The sequence below is a fragment of the Pseudoalteromonas sp. ASV78 genome (genome assembly GCF_047806705.1).
Taxonomy (GTDB): Bacteria; Pseudomonadota; Gammaproteobacteria; order Enterobacterales; family Alteromonadaceae; genus Pseudoalteromonas; species Pseudoalteromonas prydzensis_A.
Genome location: NZ_JBLOPA010000001.1, coordinates 2,087,331 through 2,100,023, shown reverse-complemented (window position 1 = coordinate 2,100,023; position 12,693 = coordinate 2,087,331). Strand labels below are relative to the sequence as shown.

At 41.2% G+C, this 12,693-nt stretch carries 6 protein-coding genes; 1 reads left to right on the top strand and 5 read right to left on the bottom strand.

The features are described 5' to 3' along the window. Positions 1-524: 524 nt before the first annotated feature. The gene (locus ACMVDV_RS09505; protein WP_301561834.1) at positions 525-3,539 is read left to right on the top strand and encodes a TonB-dependent receptor; all 3,015 of its coding nucleotides are present in this window, start codon (positions 525-527) and stop codon (positions 3,537-3,539) included. A gap of 816 nt (positions 3,540-4,355) precedes the next feature. On the opposite strand, the gene ACMVDV_RS09500 is transcribed toward ACMVDV_RS09505, so the two are convergent. From ACMVDV_RS09500 to ACMVDV_RS09480, 5 genes are all read right to left on the bottom strand, one after another. Then, complete coding sequence (locus tag ACMVDV_RS09500) at positions 4,356-4,730, bottom strand: hypothetical protein (RefSeq protein WP_301561835.1); 375 nt, start codon at positions 4,728-4,730, stop codon at positions 4,356-4,358. After that, on the bottom strand, positions 4,730-9,358 hold the full coding sequence (locus ACMVDV_RS09495) for an RHS repeat domain-containing protein (protein WP_301561836.1): 4,629 nt from the start codon (positions 9,356-9,358) through the stop codon (positions 4,730-4,732). The genes ACMVDV_RS09500 and ACMVDV_RS09495 overlap by 1 nt, the downstream gene beginning before the upstream one ends. Positions 9,359-9,831: 473 nt before the next feature. Continuing rightward, entirely contained in the window at positions 9,832-11,112 is a 1,281-nt protein-coding gene (gene hemL / locus ACMVDV_RS09490) for a glutamate-1-semialdehyde 2,1-aminomutase (protein WP_416157951.1), read from the bottom strand. Positions 11,113-11,141: 29 nt separating this feature from the next. Further along, positions 11,142-12,158, bottom strand: coding sequence for an aspartate carbamoyltransferase (locus ACMVDV_RS09485; RefSeq protein WP_416157950.1), 1,017 nt, complete (start codon positions 12,156-12,158; stop codon positions 11,142-11,144). An 84-nt stretch (positions 12,159-12,242) separates the two neighbouring features. Next, positions 12,243-12,677, bottom strand: coding sequence for a CopD family protein (locus ACMVDV_RS09480; RefSeq protein WP_304182331.1), 435 nt, complete (start codon positions 12,675-12,677; stop codon positions 12,243-12,245). Positions 12,678-12,693 lie beyond the last annotated feature (16 nt).

Sequence of the window (12,693 nt, the reverse complement as noted above, 5' to 3'; positions counted from 1 at the left end):
TTCATGATTCACATTATGAGCCTACCTCCCTGATAGCTTAAGATGTACTATTAATTATTAAGTGTATTTTACTTGGATTGCTGCCAAGGCTTTTAGTTCTATAACGATTTCTAGTTAATATTAGTCTTGGCATTTAGGAAGGTTGCTTTATTTCTGTGAAATCATTATAGCGGGTCCAGTTGCTGCTTACTTTTTATATCTTAAAGATCAGTCTAAACTACCCTTTCTATTACAATAAGTAGGCGTTTATTTACTGCTGTTTATTTTAATATTTATACTAAGCTAAATCAGTTTTAGCTATTAAGTATATCCGATGTTAATTTTTTGTTTTTTTTGTGGGTTTTGAATGTATAGTTTTGTTTTATGCAATTTAAATAATCCCAATTTTTTGACAGTGTATAGTTACCTATATTAATTAAGTGTAATTTAGGTGTTTTTTGTTTACATTTAAGTTCCCTTTTATTAATGTGTAAGTACCTTTTATAAGGTTAAATAATTATAATTTAAACAGGGATACAATAAGAATGAAATCAATATTCAAGAAAAGCATAACAGCAATAGCTGTATCTGCTTCTTTAGGTTTGGCATTTCCTGCTGCTGCATCAGATGTTGTTGGTACAATCAATAACATTACTAACACAGCAGGGTACACAGTCAAAGTTAAAAATTCAGCAACGGGTCTGACTCGTACTCTTAATGTCTCAGCAGATGGAAGCTTTCGTTTTGCTTCTTTGCCTTCAGGTAATTATGAAATTCAAGTACTTAAAGGAGCAGCTGTTGTTGCTGAGGATCGAGTTCGTGTTTCGTTGGGTAGCAATTCAAAAGCGAACTTTGATCTAACAGAAGCCTCTGGGCCTGAGGTTATTCAAGTTGTTGGTGCTCGAATTTCTTCAATAGATCTTTCAACAGCTGACTCAGGCTTAATTATTACAGATGCTGAAATCGATAGAATGCCAATTAATCGTGATCTAACGTCTGTTGCGTTATTAGCACCAGGTGCAGTGAAAGGTGATAGTGCATTTGGTAACACAGCTTCATTTGGCGGTTCATCAGTAGCTGAGAATGCTTGTTATATTAATGGACTAGAGGTGACTAATACACGTCAAGGTTTAGGTTGTGGCGAGGTTCCTTTTGAATTTTATGATCAATTCCAAGTAAAAACAGGTGGTTACTCAGCAAAGTTTGGTCGTGCAACAGGTGGTACAATAAATACAACTACTAAAAGCGGTACTAATGAATGGGAATTCTCAGCTGTAGTGCAATATCAACCTGATTCACTGCAAGAAGAAGGATCTTTTTCTCGTGGTAAACAAGGGGCAGGGCAAGTTTTCAGAGATGAAAGGTTAGATTCAGATAATAAAGCAGATATAACACTTGCGGTTGGTGGTCCACTTATTGAAGATACACTTTTCTTTTATGGCTTAGTCAATCCTCGTGACACTGAGTCAACTTATACTTGGGGAGGAGATCAGTTCTCTCCAAATGATCAATACCGTGAAGAATCAGCTTCTGGTGGAGATAATTTATTCTGGGGTGGTAAGCTTGATTGGGATATTACTGAGAATCATCGATTAAGTTATTTTGCATACTCAAACCGTCGCGATATTGAACGTTCTGTCTATGAGTATAACAATGGCGTAGTTGGTGATCGTAAAGATGGTGCTTTACTTAAACGTGGCGGTGAAGCTCAAAGTATAAGCTACACAGGTGTTCTAACAGAAGATCTAGTAATTACAGCAATGGCTGGTAGCATTAAAACTGAGTATGAAACACAAGCTGAAAACTTAGTATGCCCAAGCATTACCGACTCTCGAGGTACATCAAACCCAATTACAGGATGTGGCGCAGGCGGTAGTTTTGGCGCTAATAATGATGAGAATACTCAATACCGTCTAGATATAGAATATGTTTGGGAAGATCATTCGTTTAGTTTTGGTATCGATTACCAAGAGCGTGAATCTGAACGTATTAGTCGCCCTATCGGTGGGCATAGTTACGATTATCGCACCCTAGCAGATAATGGTAGCTTTCAAGCAGATAATGGTGCTTTAACAAACAATACTGGCTCAACAATAGATTATGTTGAAGACCGTGTTTTTGATGGTGGTGGGAGTTTTGAATCAGAGTTAACGGCTTACTATTTGGAAGATCATTGGCAAGTTACAGATGATTTTGCAGTAACAGTAGGTCTGCGAATTGATGAATTTGATAGTTGGGGTACAACTGGAAAATTATTAACAAGCTTTAAAACAGATATTGCTCCGCGTTTAGGTTTTACATGGGATCCTACCAGTACTGGTGATACAAAAGTGTATGGTACATATGGTCGTTATTATCTTCCTGTTGCAAACAATACTATTTTCCGTGCCGCATCAGGTGTGAGTGATATAACAACTGCTTATACATATACAGGTGTGGATTCGACAACTGGGGCTCCAACTGGCCTTGCTCCTTTGGCTGATACTATCGGCAGTGGCGGGTTAGAAAATTCACAGCAGATAAGTGGTGTACCAACTATCCCTGAAAAAGACATTTTCCAAGCTCAAGAAGCGGATCCATTTTCTAAAGATGAATACATTATTGGAGTTCAACAAGCATTAAACGATGAGTATACTGTTGGTGTTAAAGGTATTTATAGAGAAGTAGCAACAGCTCTTGATGATTATTGTGGCCGTTATGCTTATCCTTTTTGTGTAATGATAAATCCAGGTTCTACATCAAGCTGGTATAAAGATGGTGTATATTGGAATGGTACTAGTAATGATCCAACAGATGAGATCACTGATGGTATACCTGACGCAGGTTCTTTAACTACTCATTCCGCAGAAACGATTGGTTTACCTAAAGCAAATAATGAGTACACTGCAGTTGAATTTAGCTTAGATTATCAAGCAGATACAATTCGCTATCAATTTGGTTATACTTGGGCTCGTAGTGTCGGTAATTTTGAAGGTGCGGTTAAATCTGATATCGGCCAAGCCGATGCTGGAATTACACAAGACTTTGATTTCCCTGCTGTAATGGATGGTTCACAAGGTTATCAACCAAATGATCGCCGTCATACATTCAAATTCTTCGGCAGTTGGGAACCAACGGAAGACTTAACTGTTGGTTGGAACGCCAGTTTACAAAGTGGCCGCCCGCAAAGTTTATTTGGTCAAGGTTACCCGTCAAAAGATCCTAACCTAAATGGTGGTTGGGGTGACACTTTCTATATTTATACCAATGAGTGCCCTGATACGAACGGTAATGGTGAATGTGATCAAGAAGAAAAAATTTATGATAAACATACTCGTGGTACCGCAGGCCGTACTCCTTGGACATTTAATCTAGATTTATCTGCAGCTTATGACTTTACTATTTCGGATATTGACATGCGTGCTTCGATTAATGTATTTAATGTTCTTAATAGCCAGTCAATCTCTTCTGCAAATGAGCATTATGAGCAAAATGAAGGTGAGCTTAACTCATACTATGGTGCTGCTTATACTTGGCAAACACCGCGTTACGTTCGCTTAGGTTTCGAAGCTCGCTTCTAAATCTAAAATCAACAATATTGATTTTCTAATAAAAAGCCCTTACGGGCTTTTTTATTTTCATCTGATAATGAAACTACGGTAAGCGTCTTGCAAAGGCACATGCCAATAACTCGTCAAAACTATTAGTTATTCCAATCTATGAACTCTACGCACTGCTATATATTAACTTTTTAGCTAGACTCAGCTTTATATAACAGCACATTAAAAATCACTTTAAATCACCGAATTTAATTGACGATTTTTCACTTTATCACCGACTGTTAAAGCAGACGTTGTTGCATGCACAAAAAGTAATAAATATTGGTGACACAAAAGAGGCACAACTAGACTTTTTGTTTTGGGTCTCAGAGCACAACCTTTTAAAAGTTCATCTTGCATTTAATGAATTTCAAACAACAGCGCAACAACCTCCATTAATTAAAAAAATTAATAAAGGCCTGCTCAGATCCAAATACAGGTAGGCACATTAATAGTTCAGAGTTTTTAAACATATAAATATTGACCCGCATGATCACACCGCAGAGCACTTTACTGGGCAGGCAACACTGGTTTAAATAGGCAACGAATAACAGCAAGCCTAGGCAACTTCACTGGTGTCACCATATAGTGGCGCTGCATCACTTTGCCTACTTCGCTGGTAACACCTGCCAACGACAACCAAAATAAGCAGCCTAGTCTGCTACTAATATTGCCCATAATAACTATAGCCCTGCGTTTAAGTTAACAATTAACTACGGATGTCATATTTTCTACTCTAGTTTGCTGCTTAAAGATAGTTGACAGGCAAAAGGAAAGACGCGACCCCATTCTTTCCTTTTAATCAAAATTTATTTCGAATGTTATATCTTTTACATAACTACTGTTAGCTAGCCCTTCAGCATAATCTGGGAGAGCAAGAACACCAGTAGAAAAACTGACAAAAAACTCTTCGACTTCATGCCTAGGTATCTGATAACAATCAACTCGTATTACAATATTTTTATTTGAAGTGTCTGGAAATTTATTAGCCAGTTGGCCATCTATGATAGCATCAAGACAGTTGTATAGCCGATCTTGAAAATCGTAAAGAAATCCATCTAAATCAAATTCAGCGTTAGCTTCTTCTACTAATACAACTAACCATTGGTCTTCAATTTTACCTTTAGCTACAAAATCTATAACTACTTTATTTAATTTCGTTTGTTCAGTCATCAACAATGCCTATCAACTTTACAGTTTTTCATTATAGTTGGTTCATTCTTAGGAAGCCCTGCTTTTTCAGCATTTTTTCCTCTTGGTATAACAGGCTCGCCATTATCGATAGCCTCTTTAACCTTTTCTTGACCTTTCGAAAGCTTTGCATCACCAGTTTTAGTCTCAACGACACCTTTGTCTTTTTTTACAAAATCTACCCTTGCTCTATCACCACGTTTAGTTTCGAGAGTTACTTGTTCACCAGCTATATCATCACCTAAACTATCACGAGTTTTTTGTTCGCCTTCCTTGCCTCTTTGCCTATTCTCTTGAAGTTGCTTAGCTCTTTTATTTGCTCTTTCGATAGTTTTAACCATCTGTTTGACAATGTGTCTTCGATGTTTACCATCGGGATCATTGTATTTATATGGGTTGTTGTCAACATAGGAATACCTATTAAAACTTGCTACTTCACCAGTAAAACCAACCGGATCATTACTCATAAACCGCCCAATAACTGGATCATAGTATCGTGCCTGCATATAACTCAAGCCTAAGTCGGTATCAAACTTATGGCCGGTGTAACCTATGTCGTCTTTAGGTGGCTCAATGCTTTCACCAAAGGGTTGGTAATGCATTCTTGAAGTGACCGTGCCGCTTGTATTCGATTCGGCGGCAGTGCTGCCTAAATAGTCACTGTGCAGGTAAGTTACGGTACTACCTTTTTTATTGGCTACCAGTTTGCCACCCAGGTAGTAATACTCGATATGTTGGTTATTGGCTTGGCGGTACATCAGCTTGCCGTTACTGGCATAAAAGGAGTAGCTGGTGCCGTTGGAGCCTTGTTCTTTTACCCGCTTGTTATTGCCATCATAGGTATACAGGTAACCGTCACTTTGCACCATTTGATTGGCGGCATTGTAAATAAACCCTCTGATGCCATTGTCGGTGACATTCCCTTTGTCATCGTAATTAAAATCGTAAATTTTACTGCCGGTGGTGTAGTCCAGTTGTTTAGTGCTGGTGTAAACATAGTTAATGGTTTTATTACCCAGCTTGTAATCGGTGATATTGCCCATGGCATCATAGTTCACATCCCCTGCGCCTAAATAACTGTCGGTGATTACGTCCAGGCGGTCTAGGCCATCGTAGCTCAGGCTCAGGTCATAGGCATTGTTGATTTTGTCATCCAGTACCGTCAGGTTATTGTTGGCATCGTAGCTAAAACCATGATTGATGGCGTAAGTGGTGCTGCGTTTATCGTAAAAGGTGCTGGGCAAACCGCTGTTGTTCTGACTCGAGGTATGGGCAAAGCCGTTACCGTAATTGTGCGATTTGACCATGCCATTGGCGTGATACGTGGCACTGGTGGCATAGGTGCCCGCCTTGGTGGCTTGACCCAGGGCATTGGGAGAATAGGTAATATGTACTCCACTGGGGTAAAGGGTATTAGCCAGGTTGCCGTTACTGCTATACCCATAATCTAAAACGAAACTTTGTCCATCAACAGATAGGGTTTCCAGCTCAATCAGGTTGGCAGAATTATATTCATAAGCCGTGACCACCGAGCCTGCGTTGAGGGTGGTTAAACGGCTATTGGCATCATACACATAGCTTTGGTCGGGGCTGCTGTCGCCAAACAGAATAGATTTAACATTGCCTAAATTGTCATAAGCGAAGATGGCTTTGTCGGTAGCACTGACTGTGGTGTCACAGGTCGTGGTACTGCTGTCAATAGAGCTGCCTCGCGCTTGCCAGCTCACCTGACCCAGCGCATCTTTAACAAAGGCGGTATTGCCTATATCCGGTCTTACCGTTTTACACAATTGCTGATAACTGTCGTATACCCGCGATTCAGTGATTCCGCCCTGACTCACCGAGCTCATATTGCCATAGATATTATAAGCCAGGCTGGTGTTCACACTGTGAGGCGAGATAATCAGGGTGGCCATATTTTGCTCTGGCGCACCATAAGCTAGGTAAGTGGTGGTGGTGACATTGCCTTTGTTGTCATTCACCTGCACTCGATTGTTTGATAAATAACGATAACTGATATTCCCTGATGTGGTGTTGTTATCAATTAACGTGGGGCGTCCTAAACCATCATATTGGTGAGTAACACCATAAGGCGTGTTACTACTAGAATTAGGTAGACTTTGATAAAGCGGGCGATTAAACGCGTCAAACTGTTGGCGAGAATAACGGGCAGTAGATGAAAATGTTTTATCCCACTCTTTAATCATCACCGGGCGCAGTAAACTGTCGTGATAGGTGATTTTTTGATAGTTGCCCCTAGTGACGGTTTTTTTTAGCATGTCAGCTTCAACATAACTTAGGCTGTCGCTGCCCGCTGTTGTGGCATAAGTAATATTGGTGCTTGACCAGCGGCTATCACAAGGGTCAACTAAGATCATTCGGCCCAAGCTATCGTAACCATAGTTGATGCACTGCCCCATAAAATCTGTTTGCTGTGTTACCCAACCATTGTTGTCCACCACCTTGTAGGCGTATTGCGGCGTTGCACTTAAACTTTGCGGCGTTTTAATGGTTTGCGCAATACCGCGTTTGTAGTTGGAAAACTCTACCCAACGGTTTGTTCCGTTATAATTCACTGTGTAAGGCAACCCCGCATTCACGCCTGAAGTATGGTAACGGGTATTGCGTTTATACCAGCGCCCGAATGAACGATGCTCATAGGGGAGTGATTTGTAGTTACCGGTTGCGCTGTGATAAGTAGTTTCAGATGCAGGCGTCACAGGAAAGGTGGGGGTCGAACTGATAAGCGTTTGTTTAGGCAAGCCAATTAGCCAATTTGTTGTGTCGTTATAATAAAGTTGTTTTGTATAGCGTTTTTTACCATTGAAATTATTAGACTCACTGGTAATTTGCGGATTACCGTAGATATCAAAGCTATTGTAACTGGTGGTAAAGGTTTGTGTACCTTGGTCATAGACAGTGATTTTTTCTTGTGAGGTGTTAATTCGATAATGCTGCGGCTGAGTATTATCACCGGTAATACCACTTAATCCAATACGTTGACCTTTTAACTGAGTAATTTCTTTACGTCGCAATAAGGTGGTGCCGTTAGTATCAAAATTATCAATAGCTTCTAATTGCCCTTCTTTGTGGCTGGTATAGTCACGATTATAAAAATAAACGGTTTTACTGCCATCAGGTGCAACGACAGATGTGGTTTTACTGTTGAGGACGTGTGCCGTTGCAGGTATTCCTCTGCTGGTATTGGTATTATCCTTCGGCGAATAATACAAGTTACTCATGGTATTGCTGGCATTATCCCAATCTCCATGATTTTGAGAATAAGAGTATTGCCACGTTACGGGAGCAGTATTATCACTCGACAATGTTTTACTTTTAAGGGCTAAGGTCTGGTAACAAATAGACATATCTTTTGGCGCGAGCAAGGCTTGAACCTGACGAGGAACATTGCTACGACCATGTAGTGTATTTTTGATTGTAAAACTCGCTGTCATCCCATCTGGGTGCGTCATTGATATGGGATAAGATTGTGAATAAGACGTGCAACTTGTGTTGGAGGCAGGTTGTTGGTCTCCCAGCGAAGAAACAAGCAAGTCCCAATATTTACCATCCGGCCGATAGACTTTGCGTAATGATGAAGTGGCATATGTATACTGCCATGTTCGTCCGTTAGCTGTGACTGAAGTAATACGACTTGGATGGACACTGTCTGCATAAGAGAAATCAATACGTCGGCCATCGTTCGACGAGATATACGCCAAGTTAGCACCATTGTAGTGATAATTAACGGTGTTGTTGAAGCGATCTTTTACTTGTGTTACCAACATATAGGTATTGTAGCGCATTAAACCACCATTTAAGGGGCGGGCTTCAACGCGCTTTAACTTACCAAAGGTATAGGTTAATCCGTCAGGCGAACTAACAATAAAGGTTTCCCCAACCGGTTGACCATTCTCAGTCCTAGAGCCACAACTGACGCGCCAGTTTGACATGGTTACCTTACCATATGACCCTGGCGCAATAACGCCGTCATTAATGAGCAGTTTTTCATCCACTTTACTGGGTACATGCAAAGTGTCACCCGTCCAATACTGCTGAGCATCGTAGGTTGTGCCTAGATAACTGACTAATCTAGGCTCCAAATACCCAGAACACTCTTTCCCTTTTGCCCATGAGCCAGAGTAGCCTGAGGAAGATAGTGATTGAATAGTGTGAATATAAGGGATGTCGAGTTGCCAGTCTGCAAACTCAAGCTCATCCGCCCACGTGAACTTGGTTCCTCGAAAGGTGCGTCTTACCGCAACTTCGATGTTGTTGTTATCCGGCAAGCTTACGTCAACATGACTAAAGCTGATTGAGCCGGTATTTAAATCAATTCGTTCACCAAATAACTCCGTCGTATGAGGAGTTATGGAGTCGGTGGTTTTGAGTTTATTAAGCTCTTCTGTGCCAAGCTCACTCGAAAAACTGCTTGGCGTATCACCGCCGCCGTCACCAGGTGCAGCTATTGCTACAGGTTTTATCTCGCCAACATTTTGTGTTGTATCAGAGACTGGCGTTTCAAACGCAAGGTCATTTGATGTAGTTTGCGCAAATGCGGAAGGATTAAACAAACATAAAGCCGTTAGCAAAGTAGTAATACGAAACATACAATTTCCTTTTGTAAATTAAGTTAAGGGTATCCTAGCTGATAAATTACACATAAAAAATTAAAAGGCAACCACTCTGTTTCTGGTAAGGGGTGCTAATTGGTTCGCAATATACCTGAGCTCAATGAAATGGTTGGTTTTAGGCATAGGGATATCATAATAAGTGGATATCAAAAAGATTAGCATTTGATTGGATTGACAGAGCTTTAAAAGCGGCTTTTAATCGGTTGAAAATTTAGTTAGTGTGCATATCAGTTTTGTTTTTGGTTGGATGGAATTTAGTTTAATGTTCAACTCATGAGCCGCATATTCGAGGATTAAACCAACTACCTGCTCTTAGCACCAGTCAGGCATCCAATGGCAACAGAACATATACTCAACGGCAATACTAATAGTTTAATATTTAGCCAAGCAATAAAAGGGCCACTTTCCTTAGAAGGTCGCCCTTTTATTGGCTTTATGTAATCTACAACTTAAAGTTTTGCAAACGCGCGTTCGGCAGCGGCGATGGTGTCGGCGATTTCTTGCTCTGAGTGTTCAGAGCAAACGAAGCCTGCTTCAAATGCTGATGGTGCTAAATAAACACCTTCTTCAAGCATTAAGTGGAAGAACTTTTTAAAGCGCTCTAAATCACATTGCGTTGCTTGTTGGTAAGTGGTTACTTTTTCTTGATCAGTAAAGAAGAAGCCATACATACCACCGGCGTAGTTAGTGGTCAGTGGAATACCGGCTTTTTTCGCGGCAGCTTCGAAGCCTTCACAGATAGCTTTACTTTTCGCTTCAAGCTCAGTGTGTAGGCCATCAACACACAAAAGCTCGAGTGCTTTTAAGCCTGCCGCCATGGCGATTGGGTTGCCTGATAATGTGCCTGCTTGATAAACAGGACCTACTGGCGCAATGTAATCCATGATCTCAGTTTTACCACCAAATGCGCCTACTGGCATACCGCCGCCAATCACTTTACCTAAACAGGTTAAGTCTGGAATGATGTTGTAATAGGCTTGTGCACCGCCAAGAGCAACGCGAAAGCCGGTCATGACTTCGTCAAAAATAAGTACTGCTTTGTATTCATCACATACCGCACGCAAACCTTCTAAAAAGCCCGGTACGGGTGGAATACAGTTCATGTTACCAGCAACGGGTTCTACGATAATGCAGGCGATTTCGTCGGCGTACTTGGCGAAAATAGCTTTTACTTCGTCAAGGTTATTAAACGATACCGTTAAGGTGTGCTTAGCAAAGTCTTCCGGAATACCGGGTGAGTTTGGTACACCCATTGTCAGTGCGCCTGAACCTGCTTTTACTAATAATGAATCTGCGTGACCGTGGTAACAGCCTTCAAATTTTAGTATTTTGTCACGGCCAGTAAAACCACGCGCTAGGCGAATTGCGCTCATGGTCGCTTCAGTACCTGAGCTTACCATGCGTACTTTTTCAATTGATGGCACTAGCTGTTTTACTTTTTCAGCCATGAAGATCTCGGCTTCAGTAGGGGCGCCATAGCTTAGGCCGTTTTCTACCGCATCAAGTACCGCTTGTTTGATGGCTGGGTGGTTGTGGCCCATGATCATTGGTCCCCACGAACCAACGTAGTCGATGTAACGGTTGCCATCGGCATCAAAGGTAAATGGGCCTTGCGCTTTAGTAATAAACAGCGGCGTGCCGCCAACGCCATTAAAGGCACGGACTGGTGAGTTTACGCCGCCAGGGATAGACGCTTGGGCGCGGGCAAATAAATCTTGGCTAATTGTCATGAAAAATCCTATTAATTGTCACAAGGTGATTAACTATCGCGTTTACGGCTAAACCATGGCACTGCGACTTCATATTGCTCAACTTTGTCGGCAACATCTAAGGTCAATGCAAATAGCGCCATGCGAATTAACACGCCATTTTGCACTTGGCGAAAGATAGCTAAGTTATCGTTACTATTTAAATCGTTATCGAGCTCATTGGCTTCTATGCGGCTATCGCGAGGCAATGGATGCATTAATACTGAGTTTGGTTTGCAGTGAGCATTGTAAATTGATTGGCTGATCCGAAAACCACCACGGTATTTGTTAGCTTCTTCTTGCGAAGGAAAGCGTTCTTCTTGAATACGGGTTTGATAGACGATATCTGCGGCTAAGTTACCTTCCATTTTATCGACGATTTCAATTTTATGGCCCGCATTATCAACCGCATCTAAAATATAACTTGGCATTTGTAAGCCATCTGGTGCCACCATCGAGAATTTTATATCTTTGTAATGACAAAGTAATTTTGATAATGAATGCACAGTGCGGCCATACTTTAAATCACCGACAAGGGCGATGTGCATGCCATCAATGTTTTGATTAAAACGGGTTAACTCACGTTCTATGGTTAATAAATCAAGTAATGCTTGAGTTGGGTGTTCATTAGGGCCGTCGCCGCCGTTGATCACAGGTACCGAGCAGCCAGTGGCAAATTCAGCCACAGAACCTGCATCAGGGTGGCGCATAGCGACTGCATCAGCGTAAGCTGAAATAACGCGTGCGGTATCATAGAGTGATTCGCCTTTAGCTAATGCTGAGCTTTGCATGCCTGTGGTTTCACGTACAAGGCCGCCTAATAAATTAAAGGCGGTGCCAAAACTTACGCGGGTACGGGTACTTGGCTCAAAGAATAAGTTTGCTAAGATCGCGCCTTCTAACACATTGGTGCGCTTTTGCTTTTTAGCATATGGCTCCATTTTTTTGGCTACTGCAAAAATACGTTCAATACAGTCGCGGTCGAGCTGATTGACAGAAAGAATATTTTCACCTTGGAAACTTAACATTGGGGTTATTCCTATCACATTGAAAAGGGGCGCGATCAACCATCAAAGATGGGCACGCAATCGCGCGATACTATAGCAAATTTTTTATAAACTGGGTTTAGTTACGGCTAAAAATATGATGACTAAAAGTAGTAACACTGGTAACTCATTAAAAATGCGATAAAAACGATGGCTACGGGTATTACGGTCATGTTTAAAATCAGCCAACAACTTAAAACAAAAGCCGTGGTACAGATATAAAATAATCACTAATACCAGTTTGTAATGCAGCCACATGCTGTGTTTAAACCACTCACGGCCGTATTCCATAATGGTTAATACACCAAATACCGCGGTAAGTATTGCAAAAGGAGTAACAAAATACAGTAACCGGCGCTCCATTACTTTGAGCATTGAATTACATGATTTCTCTTCACTCATCGCATGATAAACAAACAGTCTTGGCAGGTAAAAAATGCCAGCAAACCAGGCAATCATAAAAAAGATATGTAGGGCTTTGTAAACCAGTAGCACGCTCATAATGTTCTCTATTGTG